This is a genomic window from Bacillus sp. MT94 (genome assembly GCF_058792475.1).
Window position 1 is genome coordinate 1,018,931 of record NZ_JBXAEZ010000002.1, and the last position, 19,011, is coordinate 1,037,941.

20 protein-coding genes and 2 riboswitches are annotated in these 19,011 nt (G+C 36.4%); of the genes, 9 read left to right on the plus strand and 11 right to left on the minus strand.

Annotation, left to right across the window (positions count from 1 at the left end; all coding sequences use genetic code 11):
• The first annotated feature begins 9 nt into the window (after window positions 1-9).
• The 3 genes from AC1Q51_RS11045 (at window position 10) to AC1Q51_RS11055 (ending at window position 2,354) form a co-directional block, all read left to right on the plus strand.
• Window positions 10-522 (plus strand): gamma carbonic anhydrase, encoded by a 513-nt coding sequence (locus AC1Q51_RS11045; protein ID WP_000640208.1) that lies wholly within the window; start codon window positions 10-12, stop codon window positions 520-522.
• 143 nt (window positions 523-665) lie between these two features.
• Window positions 666-1,199 carry a phosphatase PAP2 family protein gene (locus AC1Q51_RS11050; protein WP_000868582.1) on the plus strand — a complete coding sequence of 178 codons (534 nt, stop codon included), beginning with the start codon at window positions 666-668 and terminating at the stop codon, window positions 1,197-1,199.
• A gap of 12 nt (window positions 1,200-1,211) precedes the next feature.
• Window positions 1,212-2,354, plus strand: a complete 1,143-nt coding sequence (locus AC1Q51_RS11055) for a glycosyltransferase family 4 protein (protein ID WP_492331500.1) — start codon at window positions 1,212-1,214, stop codon at window positions 2,352-2,354.
• A 278-nt stretch (window positions 2,355-2,632) separates the two neighbouring features.
• Here the strand turns inward: AC1Q51_RS11055 and AC1Q51_RS11060 are convergent, their stop codons facing one another.
• A complete protein-coding gene (locus tag AC1Q51_RS11060) occupies window positions 2,633-3,235 on the minus strand; it encodes a molybdenum cofactor guanylyltransferase (protein ID WP_492331501.1) in 603 nt (200 codons plus the stop codon).
• Window positions 3,232-3,741, minus strand: coding sequence for a MogA/MoaB family molybdenum cofactor biosynthesis protein (locus AC1Q51_RS11065; protein ID WP_000117130.1), 510 nt, complete (start codon window positions 3,739-3,741; stop codon window positions 3,232-3,234). The genes AC1Q51_RS11060 and AC1Q51_RS11065 overlap by 4 nt, the downstream gene beginning before the upstream one ends.
• Window positions 3,742-3,977: 236 nt before the next feature.
• Here AC1Q51_RS11065 and AC1Q51_RS11070 point away from each other — a divergent pair, with 236 nt between their 5' ends.
• Complete coding sequence (locus AC1Q51_RS11070) at window positions 3,978-4,157, plus strand: hypothetical protein (protein ID WP_000424799.1); 180 nt, start codon at window positions 3,978-3,980, stop codon at window positions 4,155-4,157.
• 196 nt (window positions 4,158-4,353) lie between these two features.
• Here AC1Q51_RS11070 and metK read toward each other — a convergent pair whose 3' ends face one another.
• On the minus strand, window positions 4,354-5,553 hold the full coding sequence (gene metK, locus AC1Q51_RS11075) for a methionine adenosyltransferase (RefSeq protein ID WP_000163117.1): 1,200 nt from the start codon (window positions 5,551-5,553) through the stop codon (window positions 4,354-4,356).
• A 169-nt stretch (window positions 5,554-5,722) separates the two neighbouring features.
• A riboswitch (SAM riboswitch) is annotated at window positions 5,723-5,844 on the minus strand.
• Window positions 5,845-6,072: 228 nt separating this feature from the next.
• Here metK and pckA point away from each other — a divergent pair.
• A complete protein-coding gene (pckA, locus tag AC1Q51_RS11080) occupies window positions 6,073-7,659 on the plus strand; it encodes a phosphoenolpyruvate carboxykinase (ATP) (protein ID WP_053563510.1) in 1,587 nt (528 codons plus the stop codon).
• A gap of 359 nt (window positions 7,660-8,018) precedes the next feature.
• Here the strand turns inward: pckA and AC1Q51_RS11085 are convergent, their stop codons facing one another.
• On the minus strand, window positions 8,019-8,402 hold the full coding sequence (locus AC1Q51_RS11085; protein WP_000624926.1) for an ATP synthase subunit I: 384 nt from the start codon (window positions 8,400-8,402) through the stop codon (window positions 8,019-8,021).
• 279 nt (window positions 8,403-8,681) lie between these two features.
• Here AC1Q51_RS11085 and AC1Q51_RS11090 point away from each other — a divergent pair, with 279 nt between their 5' ends.
• The gene (locus AC1Q51_RS11090) at window positions 8,682-8,903 is read left to right on the plus strand and encodes a hypothetical protein (RefSeq protein ID WP_000639042.1); all 222 of its coding nucleotides are present in this window, start codon (window positions 8,682-8,684) and stop codon (window positions 8,901-8,903) included.
• 28 nt (window positions 8,904-8,931) lie between these two features.
• Here the strand turns inward: AC1Q51_RS11090 and AC1Q51_RS11095 are convergent, their stop codons facing one another.
• A complete protein-coding gene (locus AC1Q51_RS11095) occupies window positions 8,932-9,837 on the minus strand; it encodes a DMT family transporter (protein WP_098661452.1) in 906 nt (301 codons plus the stop codon).
• Window positions 9,838-10,117: 280 nt separating this feature from the next.
• Entirely contained in the window at window positions 10,118-10,441 is a 324-nt protein-coding gene (locus AC1Q51_RS11100) for an iron-sulfur cluster biosynthesis family protein (RefSeq protein WP_000289570.1), read from the minus strand.
• A 165-nt stretch (window positions 10,442-10,606) separates the two neighbouring features.
• On the opposite strand from AC1Q51_RS11100, the gene AC1Q51_RS11105 reads away from it, so the two are divergent.
• From AC1Q51_RS11105 to AC1Q51_RS11115, 3 genes are all read left to right on the plus strand, one after another.
• The gene (locus tag AC1Q51_RS11105) at window positions 10,607-10,783 is read left to right on the plus strand and encodes a hypothetical protein (RefSeq protein WP_015406513.1); all 177 of its coding nucleotides are present in this window, start codon (window positions 10,607-10,609) and stop codon (window positions 10,781-10,783) included.
• A 32-nt stretch (window positions 10,784-10,815) separates the two neighbouring features.
• Entirely contained in the window at window positions 10,816-11,736 is a 921-nt protein-coding gene (locus tag AC1Q51_RS11110) for a Nif3-like dinuclear metal center hexameric protein (RefSeq protein WP_492331502.1), read from the plus strand.
• Between the two features lie 142 nt (window positions 11,737-11,878).
• On the plus strand, window positions 11,879-13,030 hold the full coding sequence (locus AC1Q51_RS11115) for a collagen-like domain-containing protein (protein WP_492331503.1): 1,152 nt from the start codon (window positions 11,879-11,881) through the stop codon (window positions 13,028-13,030).
• Between the two features lie 139 nt (window positions 13,031-13,169).
• Here the strand turns inward: AC1Q51_RS11115 and AC1Q51_RS11120 are convergent, their stop codons facing one another.
• From AC1Q51_RS11120 to AC1Q51_RS11140, 5 genes are all read right to left on the minus strand, one after another.
• Window positions 13,170-14,186 (minus strand): WxLIP family cell surface protein, encoded by a 1,017-nt coding sequence (locus AC1Q51_RS11120; protein WP_072941209.1) that lies wholly within the window; start codon window positions 14,184-14,186, stop codon window positions 13,170-13,172.
• Between the two features lie 109 nt (window positions 14,187-14,295).
• Window positions 14,296-15,021, minus strand: a complete 726-nt coding sequence (locus AC1Q51_RS11125; protein WP_492331504.1) for a WxL domain-containing protein — start codon at window positions 15,019-15,021, stop codon at window positions 14,296-14,298.
• A 66-nt stretch (window positions 15,022-15,087) separates the two neighbouring features.
• Entirely contained in the window at window positions 15,088-15,816 is a 729-nt protein-coding gene (locus tag AC1Q51_RS11130) for a WxL domain-containing protein (RefSeq protein WP_071713469.1), read from the minus strand.
• 36 nt (window positions 15,817-15,852) lie between these two features.
• On the minus strand, window positions 15,853-16,170 hold the full coding sequence (locus AC1Q51_RS11135) for an EF2685/EF0750 family sortase-dependent surface protein (protein WP_000724871.1): 318 nt from the start codon (window positions 16,168-16,170) through the stop codon (window positions 15,853-15,855).
• Between the two features lie 39 nt (window positions 16,171-16,209).
• Window positions 16,210-18,795, minus strand: a complete 2,586-nt coding sequence (locus tag AC1Q51_RS11140) for a WxL domain-containing protein (RefSeq protein ID WP_071713470.1) — start codon at window positions 18,793-18,795, stop codon at window positions 16,210-16,212.
• A gap of 152 nt (window positions 18,796-18,947) precedes the next feature.
• Window positions 18,948-19,011: riboswitch (cyclic di-GMP riboswitch) on the minus strand.

Below are 19,011 nucleotides of genomic sequence, written 5' to 3' on the forward strand. Positions count from 1 at the left end.
AGACTTTACATGATATATCCTTACAAAGAAAAAAATCCGAAAATTGCGAGTAGTGCTTTTATCGCTGACTATGTTACGATTACAGGCGACGTTTCCGTTGGCGAGGAATCAAGTATTTGGTTTAATACAGTCATCCGTGGTGATGTGTCACCAACAATAATTGGAGACCGAGTAAATGTACAAGACCAATGTACACTCCACCAAAGCCCTCAATATCCTCTTATTTTAGAAGATGATGTTACAGTTGGGCATCAAGTTATTTTACATAGCTGTCATATTAAAAAGGATGCTTTAATTGGAATGGGATCCATTATATTAGATGGTGCTGAAATTGGTGAAGGAGCTTTTATCGGCGCTGGAAGCCTCGTTTCACAAGGAAAGAAAATTCCACCAAACACGTTAGCTTTCGGTCGTCCCGCGAAAGTCATTCGTGAATTAACAGAAGAAGACCGTAAAGATATGGAGCGTATTCGTACGCAGTATGTTGAAAAAGGTCAATATTATAAATCACTACAAAAATGATTTTACTGCTGCCATAATACTGGCAGCTTTTTTATATAAAAACTAACTTTTTCTTTACAAAACATTATTACTCCCTCAACAAAATCTTATTAAAATAAAAGCTAATATCTCCATATATATGTAAACGAGGGAGGAGAATTTTCATGAAGGTCAGTGGATTATATAAAATAGAATGTTACATTTTTAAAGGAATTAATCGCTACTTTGATCAAAAAACATTAAACATCTTTTTCAGCAATATTACCCATATCGGTGGTGCTACTTTCTCCATTGCACTTACACTTTTCTTTTTAATTTTTGCAAAAGGGACTTTACACCAAGCAGCAATCGCTACTGCTATTTCTTTAGCAATTAGCCATATTCCTGTACAAATATTAAAAAGGTGGTATCCACGAAAACGTCCTTATTTAACAATTCAGGATGCGAAATATCCAGTCCATCCATTAAAAGACCACTCTTTCCCGTCTGGTCATACAACAGCCGTTTTCTCTGTCTTCATTCCATTTATTTGCTATAATCCAAGCTTACTTGCTTTCCTATTACCGTTAGCATTATGCGTCGGTATTTCACGTATTTATTTAGGACTTCACTATCCGTCAGATGTGTTCGTCGGCATGTGCCTTGGCACTTGCTCTGGCATCATCTCTTTTTATCAATTCATCCCACTTTTCACATAAAGGAGTGATATGATGAGAATCGCCATTTTTACCGATACTTTTACGCCACAAGTTAACGGGGTTGCGAAAACGTTAGAACGATTAACAAGTTACTTTCAGAAAGAACAGATCGCCTATTCTGTTTTCGCCCCTCAGCATACAGCTGAAGATAATTTCGTAGCTAATGTGAACAAGATGAGAAGTATCCCGTTAACAATATTATATCCAGAATGTCGCTTTTCTTTTCCTACTCCGCGTATTAAACGGGAACTTCATTCCTTTAAACCTGACATTATTCACATTGCCACACCTTTCAACATGGGACTTTGTGGACTGTATTACGCCAAAAAGTTAAACATCCCAGTTGTCGGTTCTTATCATACTGATTTCGATGCGTATTTACGCTATTACAAAATTGAATTTCTCTCCAATATGCTTTGGAACTATTTAAAATGGTTTCATAGTCATATGCAAAAAAATTTTGTTCCCTCCTCTGAAACATTACATCAATTAAAAAATAAAGGCTTTCAGGCCCTCTCCATTTGGGGACGTGGTGTAGATTGCACCCTCTTTCATCCAGCTTACAATACAGACCTATTCCGAAAAAAATATAATATTACAGCGAAGTACGTTCTTTCCTATGTAGGACGAATTGCTCCTGAAAAAGATATTGATACGTTGCAAAACCTTATCGTTAAAACATCGCATACTCGAAACGACATTCATTGGCTCATCGCAGGAGACGGACCTCTAGCAACAAATTTGCGTGAAGCTGTTCCACAAACAAATGTCACTTTTACTGGCTATTTACAAAGTGCAGATTTAGCTGAAGCATATGCTTGTTCTAACATAATGGTATTTCCATCAGCTACTGAAACATTCGGAAATGTCGTACTTGAATCACTCGCATGTGGCACACCTGTCATTGGTGCAAATAGTGGCGGGGTTAAAAATATTATTACAGATGGAAAAACGGGAATTCTTTGTCCCCCTAAAAATGAGGATGCATTTCTATCATCCATTTATTCTTTATTGCAAAATGCAGAAAAACTTGAGCAGATGGGAATAGCAGCTTCATCTTTTGCAAAATCAAAAAGCTGGGATGAGATCTTTCGCGGCTTACTTAACCAGTATGAAGAAGTCCTTCAGCATACCGCATCAGAGTTACTTGCTTGAACAGAAAAACTCCCTTCAAAAAACGAAGGGAGTTTATTACACACTTGTAAATTTTAGTTGAATGAATGATACATAAGGTGAAATATCATTTATTTCCATATTCATTATAGCAAAAATAAACATAACTAAACAGACTTGTAATAAAAACCCATAAAAATTAATATATGGTTATACAGTGTTTTTGCTGTATAATGATTTTAAGAATTCCCCTTAAAATCAACTTACTCACATACCTTTATACAGCAATTGTTCCCCAATTCTGTATATCAAAAAACCTTTCATTCATTTGAAAGGTCTTTTTGAGCCTGCACATATTCTTCTTTTGTATTTACATTTATAAACCAATCTGTATTCGCTTGTACATCTTCTCCAGCAACATACTTCACATTACATTGTGATAAAAGCTGCCCCATACTTCTTTTTTCTTCCTGAAGTAAAGCATAAATCTTTTCTTTCACACGGTTATGATACGCTGCAAGTAGCGGCTGTTTTCTTCCATTAACAATAGGTACAACTGCATCATATTCATTGCTCGTTTGCTCCAGTAAAATGGTAAACCATTCATGCGAAATATTTGGCGCATCGCAAGGCATAATAGCATACCAATCTGCTTCTATGTATTCCATTCCTGATACAATACCGGCCAGCGGTCCATTCCCTTTATAGTGCGGGATATCTTCTATAACAGGAACTTGTACGAATTGCTCTACTCGCTCTTTTATATCAGAATGACTAATGACTACAACTTCTTGGAGCGCACTTGTCATCTCTTTCAAAATATGCTCAATAAAAGTACTACCTTGCCAGCTCGCTAACGCTTTCGGCTCACCAAATCTACTCGACATACCGCCCGCTAATACAATTCCAGCCCACCTACTCATTGGCGATGTAGCTCAAATGTAATATGGCCTAATTCCGGTAAAATTAATTTATTCATCGCAAGGCGAACCGCCCCGCTCGATCCTGGCATCGAGAAAACTACTTTGCGCCCAATTGTACCCCCAATCGCTCTACTTAACATTGCGCTGCTCCCGATATCTTCTAAATAACTAATCATGCGGAACAACTCACCAAACCCGACAATCTCTTTATCTAATAGAGCTGACACTGCTTCAATTGTTACATCACGCTTCGTAATACCAGTACCGCCATTTGTTAATACAACATCTACATCTTCCTTATGATAACCAGCTAACACTGCTTGCTGAATACTTTCTTTATCATCTTTTACAATTTCATAAGAGGTTACTGTATGGCCCGCTTCTTTTAACAATTCATGTAATAGTTGTCCGCTCTTATCCGTTTCTTCCGTACGTGTATCGGAAATCGTAACAATCTTGCAACGCACTTCTTTTGGAGCTTGTTTTTTATGTTCAGTTACACTCATTTTTTATCTTTCCTTTCTTAAAGACTTTTCTTCATTTTATCATACATATCTTTACACAATTATGTATGAAGCCAATCATGCGCCATGATACAATATAAGTATAATAACCCACAAAAAGGAAAGTGCACTTTCTTATACTCCTAGACTACACATCTTTAGTTACTCTTTATATTTTCTACATAATAGAATTCAATTTTAAAACTTGTACTAAAAAATAAATTGGAGGTCTACATAGTATGGAACTTTATAAAAAATTAACAACAACATTCATCCTCTTATTCATCGCTTCCATCACTGTCGGCTTTTCCTTAAAAGGTGCAATTCCATACGCTACATTAGTAAGCATTATATTCGCGACACTATTTTTACTAAGTAGTGCCTTTTGCGCAGGTAAAGTACGTCAAATGAAAGGTTGATCACGTATGTTCCAGAAGAAACCCATCCTTTGTAAATCATGTAAAAAGGAAATACAAACGTATGAAAAGGCATGACTAATACGAAAAAGTATATTGAGCTAGAAGGCGAAGTATATTGCAAATCATGCATTCAAATTATAAGTAAAACGAAATAAAAAAAGCTTTGCGCTCACCGCGCAAAGCTTTTTTTCATATATTATAGACCAGCTTGCTCTTTTAAAGCTGCAGCTTTGTCTGTACGTTCCCATGAAAGATCTACATCAGTACGTCCGAAGTGGCCGTAAGCTGCTGTTTGTTTGTAAATTGGGCGACGTAAGTCTAGCATTTTAATAATACCAGCTGGGCGAAGATCGAAGTTGTTACGAACTAGTTCTACTAGTACGTCTTCAGATACTTTACCTGTGCCGAATGTATCAACTGAAATTGATACTGGTTGTGCTACACCGATTGCGTATGCAAGTTGTACTTCTGCTTTGTCAGCAAGACCAGCTGCTACGATGTTTTTCGCAACATAACGAGCTGCATATGCTGCAGAACGGTCAACTTTTGTTGCATCTTTACCAGAGAATGCACCGCCGCCATGGCGAGCGTATCCACCGTAAGTATCAACGATGATTTTACGTCCTGTTAAACCAGCATCACCTTGTGGTCCACCAATTACGAAGCGGCCAGTTGGATTAATGAAGAATTTCGTTTCTCCATCCATTAATTCTGCTGGTACTACAGCTTTAATTACGTGCTCTTTTAAGTCGCGATCGATTTCTTCCCATGTAACATCTGGGTGATGTTGTGTAGAAATTACGATAGTATCAACACGTACTGGTTTACCATTTTCATCATACTCAACTGTAACTTGCGTTTTTCCATCTGGACGTAAGTATGATAATGTATCATCTTTACGTACTTCAGTTAAACGGCGAGCTAATTTGTGAGCAAGCGAGATTGGAAGTGGCATTAACTCTTGTGTTTCATTACATGCGAAACCAAACATTAAACCTTGGTCTCCTGCACCAATTGCCTCAATCTCAGCGTCAGTCATTTGACCTTCGCGTGCTTCTAGCGCTTGGTCAACACCCATAGCGATGTCAGCAGACTGCTCATCGATAGATGTTAAAACAGCACAAGTTTCTGCATCGAATCCGTATTTTGCGCGTGTGTAACCAATGCCTTGAATTGTTTCACGAACGATTTTTGGAATATCTACGTAAGTAGAAGTCGTAATTTCCCCCGCTACCAATACTAAACCAGTTGTTACAGTTGTTTCACAAGCTACACGTGCATTTGCGTCTTTTGATAAGATCGCATCTAAAATTGAATCAGAAATTTGGTCACAAATTTTATCTGGATGTCCTTCAGTTACAGACTCAGATGTGAACAGATGACGTTTTTTTGTCATGTGGTAAACCTCCCTACAGTAATTGTATATATTGTACGGAACTCATCCTTAATTTGCCACAAACTGCGACATACATTTATTCTCCCACACAAGCATACAGAAAAACCTTTCCTACTTTACATAGAGGAAAGGTTTAATTTGCTACTTGCATACTGCTTTTTGCCCTTCGCTCTTATCGTTCGAGACCTGTAGCCTCGCACAGGTTTTAGCACCTATTCACCTGCATTTATCAATACAAGTGAGGTTGCTGGGCTTCATCGGGCCTGTCCCTCCGCCAGCTCGGGATAAGAGAGTATCCGTCCCAACCTATACTAAAGAAATGATATTCATTTGTCAATTAATATTCACATTTTCCTGAAAGTTTTTCTCAATACGCCTGAAATGAAATATTAATAGGGAAATAATGCATTCACACAAACAAAAAGAAATAAATAGTATACATTATTTATATAATTGTGTTATACTCTTGTTGGGGATTACGAGAAATATTTCATTAAATGAAAAGGATGGTATATAAATATGAGTACTGTGAATGTCCAAATTGGTTTACACGAATTATTGAACGGAAGCAATGCACAGATTCAACTAAGTGTTCCGCAATTAGTGGAAAAAGTATTAATGCGAAATGAAGGGAAATTAACTTCGACTGGTGCCGTTTCTGCTTCAACTGGAAAATATACAGGACGTTCTCCTAAAGATAAATTTATTGTGAAAGAAGCATCGGTTGCTGACAAAATTGCTTGGGGAGCTGTGAACCAACCGATTTCTGAAGAACATTTTAATAAATTATATACTAAAGTTTTAGAATACTTAAAAGAAAAAGAAGAGTTATTCGTCTTCAAAGGATTTGCAGGCGCTGACCGCAATTACCGCCTACCAATTCAAGTTATTAACGAATATGCATGGCACAATTTATTTGTACATCAATTATTCATTCGTCCAACTGAAGAAGAATTAACAACTCATGAATCAGAGTTCACAATTGTTTCTGCACCGAATTTCAAAGCTGATCCAGCTGTTGACGGTACAAACTCTGAAGCATTCATTATGGTTTCATTCGAAAAACGTATCGTACTAATTGGTGGTACAGAATACGCTGGAGAAATGAAAAAATCAATCTTCTCTATTATGAACTTCTTATTACCTGAACAAGATATCCTTTCTATGCATTGCTCTGCAAACGTAGGTGAAGAAGGCGACGTAGCACTATTCTTCGGTTTATCTGGAACAGGTAAAACAACATTATCTGCTGATCCAAACCGTAAATTAATCGGTGATGATGAGCACGGTTGGTCTGATAACGGTGTATTCAATATTGAAGGCGGTTGCTATGCAAAATGTGTAAACCTTTCTCACGAGAAAGAACCACAAATTTTCGATGCAATCAAATTTGGATCTGTTTTAGAAAACGTTATCATTAATGACCAAACGCGTATCGCCGACTACAACGATACTACTTTAACAGAAAATACTCGTGCTGCATACCCTATGCATGCGATCGACAATATCGTACTGCCAAGTGTTGCTGGACACCCAAATACAATTATTTTCTTAACTGCTGATGCATCTGGCGTATTGCCTCCAATCAGTAAGTTATCAAAAGAGCAAGCTATGTATCATTTCTTAAGTGGTTACACTAGTAAACTAGCAGGAACAGAGCGCGGCGTTACATCTCCGCAAGCTACATTCTCAACTTGCTTCGGTTCACCATTCTTACCACTTGATGCATCTCGCTACGCTGAAATGCTTGGTGAAAAAATCGAGAAACACGATGCGAAAGTATTCCTAGTAAACACTGGCTGGACTGGCGGCGAATACGGCGTTGGTAAACGTATGAACTTAGGTTATACTCGTGCAATGATTCAAGCAGCATTAAGCGGCGAACTTGCAAAAACTGAAACAGCTAAACATGACATCTTCGGTCTTGAAGTTCCACTTCACGTACCAGGTGTACCTGACGAAGTGTTAATGCCTGAACAAACTTGGGCTGATAAAGCTGCTTACAAAGCAAAAGCAATCGAGCTTGCAAATGAATTCAAAGAGAACTTCAAAAAGTTCGAAAGCGTTTCTGAAGATATCATTAACTTAGGCGGTCCAATCGCTTAAATTAAAACTTTCTGTTGGAATAACCCTTTACTCATATGAATAAGTGTCGTGTAACCGTAAAGTTTCGCGTACTCACCGACAAAACCCAATGCGGCTTAACGGTTACACACACTTACATAAAAAAGAAGCTTACGTGAAAACGTAAGCTTCTTTCTATATCTTATATAAAGTGAAATGCTAATCTCTTCATCTGTGACCTAGATTATAAAATTACAGCTTCGAATATATACATTATATCCCTACTCGCTACATCTCTCGGGTTTCACATCGTATGGGGTTAAAAAAGGCCCTGACCGCTTCTATTCGTGGCTGGATCATCTATTCCATCTAAAAAGAAGTCTTTTATCTTTTTATCTCTTTTAGCTCTTTGTTAGTTCTTTCTCATCTTTCATGCTATAGTATCCTAAATTCACAACGATTAAGAAATAACCACCCATAATCCCTACTGCAAATGCCCACATAACCATGTGGTGCTCAATTTCGTACATAATAATAGCACCCAAAATGGCAGCTGCAAAACGGTTAAACATACCTAGTGTCGGTGCTTTCGTCTTCTTTACAATACTATCTCCAAGCTTCTCAATTCTTCTCCCTAGAAGCCAAACGCAATACATACTTACAATAAGCCCAATTCCAGCGCCTAAAAAGTGTGCTGAAAACGGTGTTAACATCCAACCTAGTAACAAAATACCTAGTATATAATACGATTGGATTTTAAATGATCTTAGTGACATACTAATCATGCTGTACCTCTCTTCATTCGTTCTTATCTATCCAACAAAAAATTTCTTTCAAATTCATATTCCTTACATCCATTTCACTCAAATTAAAAACAACATAAACAGTATGTTTATGTTGTTTAAATGTTTTTAGAAAATAATATTATACAAGATTTCAAACATTATATTCTCATATTTTGTGACGGTTTTTCAAACTTTTTTCGTCCATTTATGAAAAAAATGATATCAATCTATGAACATACGGATATGATGTAATAAGCACACAAATAAAGGGGGCGTCTAATGATTTATTTTTTAATGGCTCTCATTCACCTCATTATCCCTGCACTTATCGGACTTTCATTGTATTGGTACACGAAAAACCATAGCATTTTTTACGCTGTCCTCGGTGTTCTTCTTCCAGGTATTATTCTTATTACACTCTTCCGTATTCCATTTTTAAACTTAATTCCACTTATTACTGCTATCTTATTTCTCATCTTCTTACCAAAAATAAAAAAATAGGAAAGCAGATCATAGGTGATCTGTTTTCCTATTTTGATATAGGTTCCCCTGCAATAGAATGAACTTTTACTTTCTCCGATTTCACAAACCATAGACCGACAAAAATGATAATTCCACCGATGATTTGTTGAAACGATACATATTCATTTGCCCAGACAGCTGCAAATAAAACAGCTACAAGCGGCGTTATATACATATATACCATCGTATGTGACGCCCCAATTTTTTGAACACCAACATACCACATTACTAGACCAAATACTGTGACAAAGAAAATAGAATATAGTAAAGCAAATAGTGTCATTCCGTGAGTAATGTGAAATGGCCTGACAAACACATGCGGACCACTTAACAATAATAGCGGAATCGCACCCACTAATGCAGACCATGCTGTAACACGTAATGCTGAATATTTTTTAATTAATGGTCCTGCTAAAACAGGATAAAGCCCCCAGCATATTGATGTAATAAGTCCAATTCCATTGCCATAAAAAGAACTAGTAAGTGAATGTCCTGCTACTAAAACTAATGCTGCACCAACAAAAGCAATCATAGAACCGATTAACTTTCGAGAAGAAAAATTTTCTTGTTTCAGAAAAATCGCAAATACAGTTGTAAAAATAGGTGAAATAGAAATGAGTAAAGAGGCATTTGTAGCGGATGTATATTTGACAGTTTCCATAAATAACGTTTGATACAGTACAATACCTACAACGCTAACGATGATTAGTCTAGGTATATCCTTTCGCTCCATATCAACCGACTTTTCAATAAAAAAGGTAAGAAGTAACAGGAGCGGTGCCGCCGCCATCATACGAAGTGCAGTAAATTCAATTGCTGTAAATTCTAAAAATCCATACTTTGCAATCGTATAGTTAATCCCCCAAATAATAACAACACTTAAAATTAATAACTCAATTCCCCATCTTCTCATGCGTATCCCCTCCGCAAAGAAGATTATACAGAAAATTCAATCACATGTACATTTCATTATGTGAAAAAATCTTTTTACTATTGGGACGTTTTGGTAAATGAAATTATATCGGCGATTTTCTGAATATATCGGCGCAACTCCATTTATACCGGCGATTCCCCAAATATATCAGCGCAACTCCATTTATATCAGCGATTTTTTCAATATATCGACAATAATAGCGACTTATAAAATAAAAAAATGTGAGTCCAAAATACATTTTGGACTCACATTTCCTTTACTATACTCGAACGTGTAATTTCATATTTGGATTATAAAACTGGCTTGGGCTCTTCAACTGAAAAGTTCCTCCACCTTCATGCCAATCAACCGTTAACTTATCGTCCATAAATACAAGCTTTGTACGATCAGCGATAAAATTCATTGTGCTTGATTCAATATCCACATCGCGCTCATCTTTTTCTGCTACAGCTACTAAATCGATGATTCCGCTCATGACACAACCGCAACCCTCATTATCATAAAATAACTTTATATATTTCGCTTCGCTTGGAATCGTATCCATAATCTTTTTATATGCTGCTTCTGTTACAGTAACGTACATATGTTAATCTTCATCCTCTCTTCTCTTATCATTCATATATTGTATCACCATTTTTCTTAAAAGTTATATACAGAAAATTAAGACTAATATACAATGTATGTGATAAAGTTTCAGCAATCGAGCTTTTATGAGTAGTTCATGCAGGAGAAAGGATGTTTACTATCTGTGTTCAAACTACAACGATATCCTATGTTATTAGGTCTATTTAGTAGTTTCTTCATTTCTAGCGGAATGCTATTACAGCATGTACTTCCCTATTCTCCTTCTATTGGCTGGATTCTAGGTTTTATTTGTTTCCTATCCGCTTCTTATTTTGCTACGAAGAATACAAACAACTCATAAAGCAAGAATCATCTTAAGGAGGATTATCAAACATGCCAGCCTTAAAAAAAATAGAGCAATCACTCGATCACTTATTTCAAATTGAAAAATACGGAAAAGATAGCGCCTTTAGTCGATTTATCCCAGCCGTATATGATCCTATCAAATTTCCTTGGCAACAATTTTTCGAAGCAAATTTTGTAGATTTATTTAACGGCCTTATGATCCACGGATCTGAAAATGTAAACAAAGTATTTTTCGCTGTATTCCCTACAGATGACGTTCTTGAAACATTCATTTCACAATCCACACCCGGTGATTTAATCTTTATGCACCATCCCCTTGTAATGGAGTGCGGTGATCCAATTGGAAGATCAGGCCGCGGTTTCATACCAATTCCTGAAAAATATTTGCAAGGAATAAAGGAAAAACAACTTTCTATATATACATGTCACGTACCAATGGATTTTCATCAAACACATGGAACGAGTATTTCAATTGCAAAAGCATTAAATGCTACTGTAGTGGACAACTTTGCATATGGAGGTCCAGAACAAGAACCAGTTGGCCTTATTTGTGAAATAGATGAAACATCAACAGAAGCACTCCAAAAACATCTAAAACAACTCTTCCAGATTCCTTACACAGACTTCGAAGGTAAACGACATGATTCCATCAAAAAAATCGCAATTATCGCTGGATGTGGCGATGTTGTATCTTTAATGAAGGAAGCAGAAGAAAAAGGTGCTGAAGCATATATTACAGGAGAAATCCATTGCCATATCGACAATGATTACGGCCGACATAAATACTCGCTCATTATGGATTATGTAAAAGAAACGAATATGTCTCTAATTGGCGTGTCACACTCTGCCTCTGAATATTTAGTAAAAGAGACATTGATGTATGATTGGTTTAAAGAGAATTTTGATGTGGATGTTATTTTGCTTCCGCAGGAGAAATGGTGGCTCTAACACTACTTAATTCTCCTCCCGCTATCTTTTGAAATCTAGACACAAAATACGATCTGCCACACAAAATTATAGAATTCATAATATATATATAGTAGTTCTATTTTAAAAACTAGATTTTGAAAATATAGAAAGGAGAACATATATGTACCCACGTAATTATTTTAGTTGCGACGGCAGGCGCAACAGCGGTTCTAACGGAAACACTGGGCCCACGGGGAACACCGGACCCACGGGGAACACCGGATCCACGGGGAACACCGGATCCACGGGGAACACCGGACCCACTGGGAACACCGGACCCACTGGGAGCACCGGACCTACTGGTAATGCTGGACCTTCCGGAGCGGGTTTCCAAAGTACTACCACCTTCAGTCTAGCAGCGGCTCCCAACTATAAAAAAGGACAAGTTGTCACTTATACGGGCAGCGGCTATGTTGTAAAAAAAGATGCACCTCAAGGGTTTCCTAATATATCTCCAGATTATATCGTATTAGTAGAAAGTGGACCTACCGGTAGTACCGGACCTTCCGGCATCACTGGCCCTACGGGGAACACCGGACCTACTGGCATTACTGGGCCTACAGGGAACACCGGACCTACTGGCATTACTGGGCCTACGGGGAACACTGGACCTTCCGGCATCACTGGCCCTACGGGGAACACCGGACCTACTGGCATCACTGGCCCTACGGGGAATACCGGACCTACTGGCATCACTGGCCCTACGGGGAATACCGGACCTACTGGCATCACTGGCCCTACGGGGAACACCGGGCCTACTGGCATTACTGGACCTACGGGATCTGCCGATAGTGCTTCAGCAAAAAGTATTGTTTTTCAAGGAACAAATGCTGGTTTTCAACGTATAGCGGGTTCTCCTGGAATTGACTCCAATGTTATTCCATATGTCACTGCTGGAGCCGGTAGTGTTGTCGGCTTTTCTGCGTCTATAAATATAAATAATTTACCTGCTGCTATTTATACGATTAATATTTGCAGAAATGTCCCAACAAACCTTACAACCCCTTCTTCTAGCTACATCCTATCTACTATTACCTTAACTACTACTGACAAAATTACCGGAACTATGGTATTTTCCATTAAACCAACGGATAGCGGATCAGAACAAATTCAAGTATTTAATCCTACTCCGGCAGTAGGTCCCGCTACTGTAACTTGGACTAGCATTACAACTGGAAACCCAGTTGCAAGAGGAGATGCTATATCCCTTTATATTACCCCTGGAATTACTGCAAGTGCTGTATATTCTATTTTTCTAATTACTAACATATAGCAATTCATTTCATAAAAAAAGACCCGAGATTCGGGTCAACAAATAGAAATATAAATGAACTACAACAAATAACAGACAAAGCCATTATATATTTTTCGTAGTAAAACATCCATTAATTTCTTTTTACACTATCAATATATTATTTTTCGTTATCGTCCTCTTTTTTAGAACGTCTACCTAAGAAGAATACAAGAACTAATAATATAATTAACAGTAGTACTCCGCCGATAATGTAATATAATGTGTAGTCTTTTTTCGCTTCTACCGCTGTATCATTTAACTTATCAGCTGTCTTTCCTTCAATTGTAAATTTCTTCGTCCATTCCCATTTTTGATCGCCATCAGTGGCTTTCACTTCTACTCGGTACGTTCCTGGATCAAATGCTTTGTTTTCCCAGCTAATAGCATAATCAAAGTTTGAGTTTGGCGCCATTCTTAAATTTTCTTTTTTCGCTTCAAATAAAACGTCTCTACCTTTTTCTTTATATACTTTTGCATCAACACTTAAATTTTTTAACATTGCTGGCTTTACGTTTTGTAAATTTGCAGTAACAACGTTACGCCCGTTAATTTGTGTTGGCTTTACTTCGTTTAATTTCATGTCTGGTTTTACTTCAGCATCCGTCTCTTTTAAAACAACACCAATTGCGTATGCATATTTATTTTCAATTTGCACACCTTCATCTTTTTTCTTTGCATTCTCATCTTCTTTTTCTTTAAAGTATAAACCACCTAAAATAACACCATCAAACGACTCACTTGGCATTTCTAGGTTTATATCAACTGTCACTATGCTGTTAGCTGGGACTTTCGTTTCTTTTGGCATTTTAGCAATTTTAGAAAACGGATATTTCAAAGTAGAATCCGTTTTTGGTTCTACTGTACTATAATCTGTAATACCATTGCTATTCGTAATTGCTGTATTAGCAAACGATTCTACCACAACTTCTTTATTCGTATCATTTTTCATTTGGACTTGAATTGTTTGCTTTTGTCCAGGTTGCATTTTCAAATCAAAATACGTTTGATTTTTATCAATTTGATTTTCTGGTATAACTGCTGTCACAGCGAATTTCATTTCAGCTGCATATACTGAAAAAGCGTTTACCATGAAGAATGTAATTAATAGTAAGCTAGTAAATAGTTTTTTTACCATCTCTTATGTAATCCCCTTCATATCCATTTTATAGACAAGAAAGAGACAAGGTTAAAGCCATTCCCTTATCTCTTCTCATTTTCCTCTTTTATCTTAAAATTCCTCTTACTTACATAGGAGCGTCTGTTAGTTCCCAAGTTAGTGAAGTTGTGTATTGTGTTTGTTCTTTTTTCGTTTTACCTGGTACAGATAACTCTACGCTTTGTTTCGCTTCTGTTGCATCTTTACCAAACGTATTTACCCATGTACCCATACCTTGGTTTTCTTTTGCATCGATTAAATCAGATGCTGCACCACTTGGATTTAATGTGATAGATTGTTCTGCTGTTGGTACGTCGCTACCTGCATTTGATTTCAAAGCTGAATTTTTTAATGTTAATGCCGCACCATCCAACGCTTTATCATCTGCAGTTTTGAATTGACCATTTTGTTTTACTGTTAAATGCCATCCAGCATTTGTACCACGATTATCTGTTACTTGAACGTAGTTCGGCACGTCAATTACAGAACCGTCTACTTTTTTCTTTACTTTATCTAATTCTGCAAAGTAGATTTCGTTATTCCCTGATGCTTTTTGTGTTTTAAAGTTGAAGTTAGATACATAATCAATACTTAGTGGACCATCTGTACCTTTTTTATCTGGATCAACTGGATCTACAGTTTCATCTGGATTCTCTGGATTAACAACATCAATTTTATCTGTATTTTTCTCGAATTTAATGAATGCTTTTGAGTCTAATTTCCCGCCATCTTTCTCAGCTGCAAATGCAGACGTTCCTACTGATACTGATGATAATGTTACCGCTCCAATTAATGCTATTTTTGCTAGTTTCATAGTTTTATACCCCTTTATGATCATTTTTAAAATTCAGTCATTCTTAATTTTCAATCTTGTATAAGCTTAGTTTGGTGTATCTTCTAAAGTCCAAGTTAACTCAGCTGAATATTTCGCACCTTTTTCTTTCGCTGTCGTACCTGGTACGAATAAGCTCACACTCTGTTTACCTTGTTCTGTTCCTTTACCAAATGCAGTCGTCCAATCACCCATACCTTTATTCTTTGCGGCAGTAGTAATTTCCACCGCATCTCCACCTGGAGCTAGCGTTACTTTATTTTTAAATGTTGTAGGTGCATATTGTGCATCAGTTACAGAATTTACAGCTGGGTTACTTAAGCTTAAAGCTGCATTTGTTAACTCACTATTACCACTTTTAAATTGTGCATTTTGCTTTACTTTCAATTTCCATCCTGCATTTGTACCACGGTTATCTGTTACAGATACGAAGTTAGGTACTTCAACTGTTTTGCTCCCTTGTTTCACTTTATCCAATTTTGCAAAGTATGTTTGATCATTACCAGAGATAACTTGCTCGCCGAAGTGTAAGTTAGAAACGTAGTTAATACTTAATGGACCTTTTGTTCCTTTTTCATGGTCACCAGGGTTCTCTGGTGTAACTTTTTCATTTGGATTTTCTGGATTGTTTGGATCTGTTGTGCTTGTATCTTCAATAAACGTTACATCGGTTTTTGATTTCATATTTGCTTTCTCTTCCGCAAATGCTGAAGTTCCTACTGCTGCAACTGATGTTAATGATACTGCACCGATTAATGCTAATTTTGCTAGTTTCATATGTACCTTCCCCTTTTCTCTGTTTTCATCTATTTTTTATTTTGAATACACTTGCTTTCCCCTAATTCTTTTGAATACATATAGAGATAAAACAATCGAAAACAATCCTATATATTGTTTGAAGTCCCGTGTCTGGCCTCCTGTTTTCGGTAAATATTTATCTCCATTTTTATTTTTATCAACTGTCTCTTTTTTTGTATTTATCTTTGTCGGATCAGTTGATGTATTTGGTGTATAGCTATTCGAAAATGTAATACCCGCTTTTGAATTCGTACTTGTAGCCGTTACTACATTTGCCATAAGAAACGGCACACATATAACTGTGGAAACGATAATACCAACTATTTTTTTCATTACTCTCTCCTTTCTAAAATTTATATATTTCATATATTTTTAGAGAGGAGCATCGGTTAATGTCCATTCTAGCTGTCCAGCATATTTAGTATTTGCTTTGACATTCGGCCCTGGTTTTACTTGTAAATGAATTCCTTCGTTTTCCTTCCAATTTAGTGAAACCTCCTCGTCGTTTTTAGAAATATACGAGAATGCTTCTATACTAGAGGTACTTAAAGGTGTATCCTTTCCATTTCGTTTGTAAATCAATGCTCCTGTCAATGTGTCATTTTGCGCTGAAGTTAATGGTGTGATTTCCTTTACATATACACTCCATTTTTGCTTTTTAACACGATCATCGGTTACCTTTAAAGGATTTGAAATCGTCTTCGGTGCGTATGTCGTTGTTTTCGATGGAATTGTTAAATCTCCAAATGTAATTTCTTTTGGTACGTCTACTAACTTTAAAGTCCCATCAACGACAGTAACCGGCACTTGAATCTCCGCTTGTACACCTTGCTTCGTTTCAATTACAACCGTTACAGTATGATTCCCTATTGTTTTGGTATCTGGAATATTGATTAACTTCACTACTGATATTGGTTTATCTACATCCAAATTCGTATCTACAGATAAATCTGTCACAAATTTAGAAATATCCATTTTTGTTAAATCTGTTCCTTGCACTACTTTTTGTGGGACTGGTTTCCCAGTTGGAATACCTTTATACCTTATTTTTGCGATTCCATCTCGATTACTATCTTGTCCATTCTTATCGCCATCTAAATAATTTTTAGCTGACACCGGTATTTCAAGATAACCATCTTTGTAATATTTCATTACATTAGCACCTTTTACAGGAGAACCTGTAATTGTCATTTCATAAATTTTCCCGTTGAATTCTTCTGTTTTTAGCGCATTTACTTTCGCAACCGCAGTGACTTTATTGTTTGTCCTGCTAATATCAAAGAAGCTACTTACATCATCTCCACTCTCCACATCTTGAATGGAAACATCATTCACAGTAAAATCCTTATTCACTTCACTTTCTAATACAAAAGATTTCGCATAGTGAATCTCTTTCGATTGAGCAGGCATATTTTGATATACCTTATAAGAAAGTTGACGGGAATTATCTTCCACAATATCTCCTATTACACTTGGAGCTGGAATTTCAATTTGTGCAATCGCTAATTGGTCGTATGATACATTAACACCTGAAGCATTTAATCTAACTTCTAGCGGTAATTCTGTTAAATTATCAAATGTAATTGTCATATCTGCTTCTGGAGTAGCTACTGGACCTGCTGTTCCAGAAAACTCGATTTTATTATTCCCTTTGTCTTGATACCTAATTGAACTCGTATCATACACGTATAAATTCGTTAAATGACTACCATCATTACGTAACGTTACATTTTTATAACTATTTATCCTTTTGAAATTCCACATTGCCGTTAATGGTACTTTTTTACTTGTTCCGTGTTCATAAAATTCAAAGGAAGCATTATAAGTTTGTCCTGACCTTCCGTTCCCATATAATTGTAAAAAGTTTTTTGCATCACCTTTAGTTATTGGTGTTTTAACATCTACAGATGAAGCTGTCATAGAGTGAATATTAATACGGACATCAATCCATTTCCCTTGATATTCACCAGCTTTTTTTACTAATACGTACTGTTCTCTATTTGAATTTCTAAATGTATATTGACTTTGACCAGTTCTGTCATTGCTACTACCCTTTACCTCATATGTTACTTGTGGGCTCCAAACAAATCTAAAAGCATATTTACCCGAGATAGAAGGCCCTTCACCTGTTCTATTATTTATTACCTTTACATTTGGATATTTAAGAATACTTGTAACAGGACTAGCAGCTAGTAGAGATTGGCTCTTTAATACCTTCTCAGCTTGAATAGCAGGTAATTCCTGATTATTTTCGTTTATCCTATTGCTCTCTTTTAATTCATTTTCCTTTGGTACGAGTTCTTCATTAACCTTTTCTTTCGCTAAAGTCTTCGTTTCTTTTGGAACTTCAGCATTAGTAGAATTTATTTCTTGTTTTTTATTTTCTTCCGATACTTTCACTTTTTCACTTATTTCTTTTTTCATAACTTCCTCTGAAGCCTTTGGATTTTCATCAGAAATGGCTACATTTAAAGCCTCTTTTTTCTCTACAACATGTAGAGAAGGAGATTCAATTTTCTTTTCATTCCCTTCAAACTTCACTATCGGTTCAAATTTGTACTCTCCAGCTTTTTTCATTTGAATGACTACATATACGTCACCGATAAAATTACTTTGTTCATTCTTTTCAATTTTTACAATGTGATCTTCTGTTACTGAAATGTTTTGAATCGCTTTATTGTTTTCGTTCATTTTTTTCGTTTCTGCTTCATTGAACAGCTGTTCATTAGATAATTTCAGCTCGATATTAGCATCTTGTTTATTTGTATTTGTAATCTTTAATACTACATTTTCATCAACTTTTATTTCTTGTTTATCCATATGAACGATAAAACGTCCTTGCTCGTCGTTTGTAACCGCATAAACTTTCGTTGCAGAGTAATCTAGCACACCAACTTGCGTAAATAATATTCCTCCAGCGAGAAGTATACGCCCAAATTTACCTATTTGATTTTGCAATGTACTTCCCTCCCTCACTTCTTATGAACTGAATATTTCGAACATTAAATTTATTATTCAGCTAAATTTACAATCATAATGTGTATTCCTAGAAAATAAAAAGCCTGGTTGCCTTTTCGATTTTCATACATCACAACATGTGTGAAAATCCAAACTGCAACCAGACTATCATAGTAATTTTCATTACCTTAGACTCTTAGCTTTGCGACCTATCCT

Bases quoted from the DNA above. Each gene is read 5' to 3' on its own strand.
- AC1Q51_RS11095 (WP_098661452.1), bottom strand. From the start codon at position 9,837: ATGAGAAGATGGGGAATTGAGTTATTAATTTTAAGTGTTGTTATTATT.
- AC1Q51_RS11065 (WP_000117130.1), bottom strand. From the start codon at position 3,741: ATGAGTGTAACTGAACATAAAAAACAAGCTCCAAAAGAAGTGCGTTGC.
- AC1Q51_RS11070 (WP_000424799.1), top strand. From the start codon at position 3,978: ATGGAACTTTATAAAAAATTAACAACAACATTCATCCTCTTATTCATC.
- AC1Q51_RS11045 (WP_000640208.1), top strand. From the start codon at position 10: ATGATATATCCTTACAAAGAAAAAAATCCGAAAATTGCGAGTAGTGCT.
- AC1Q51_RS11135 (WP_000724871.1), bottom strand. From the start codon at position 16,170: ATGAAAAAAATAGTTGGTATTATCGTTTCCACAGTTATATGTGTGCCG.
- AC1Q51_RS11060 (WP_492331501.1), bottom strand. From the start codon at position 3,235: ATGAGTAGGTGGGCTGGAATTGTATTAGCGGGCGGTATGTCGAGTAGA.
- metK (WP_000163117.1), bottom strand. From the start codon at position 5,553: ATGACAAAAAAACGTCATCTGTTCACATCTGAGTCTGTAACTGAAGGA.
- AC1Q51_RS11090 (WP_000639042.1), top strand. From the start codon at position 8,682: ATGATTTATTTTTTAATGGCTCTCATTCACCTCATTATCCCTGCACTT.
- AC1Q51_RS11050 (WP_000868582.1), top strand. From the start codon at position 666: ATGAAGGTCAGTGGATTATATAAAATAGAATGTTACATTTTTAAAGGA.
- AC1Q51_RS11110 (WP_492331502.1), top strand. From the start codon at position 10,816: ATGCCAGCCTTAAAAAAAATAGAGCAATCACTCGATCACTTATTTCAA.
- AC1Q51_RS11120 (WP_072941209.1), bottom strand. From the start codon at position 14,186: ATGGTAAAAAAACTATTTACTAGCTTACTATTAATTACATTCTTCATG.
- AC1Q51_RS11130 (WP_071713469.1), bottom strand. From the start codon at position 15,816: ATGAAACTAGCAAAATTAGCATTAATCGGTGCAGTATCATTAACATCA.
- AC1Q51_RS11085 (WP_000624926.1), bottom strand. From the start codon at position 8,402: ATGATTAGTATGTCACTAAGATCATTTAAAATCCAATCGTATTATATA.
- AC1Q51_RS11115 (WP_492331503.1), top strand. From the start codon at position 11,879: ATGTACCCACGTAATTATTTTAGTTGCGACGGCAGGCGCAACAGCGGT.
- AC1Q51_RS11125 (WP_492331504.1), bottom strand. From the start codon at position 15,021: ATGAAACTAGCAAAAATAGCATTAATTGGAGCGGTAACATTATCATCA.
- AC1Q51_RS11100 (WP_000289570.1), bottom strand. From the start codon at position 10,441: ATGTACGTTACTGTAACAGAAGCAGCATATAAAAAGATTATGGATACG.
- pckA (WP_053563510.1), top strand. From the start codon at position 6,073: ATGAGTACTGTGAATGTCCAAATTGGTTTACACGAATTATTGAACGGA.
- AC1Q51_RS11055 (WP_492331500.1), top strand. From the start codon at position 1,212: ATGAGAATCGCCATTTTTACCGATACTTTTACGCCACAAGTTAACGGG.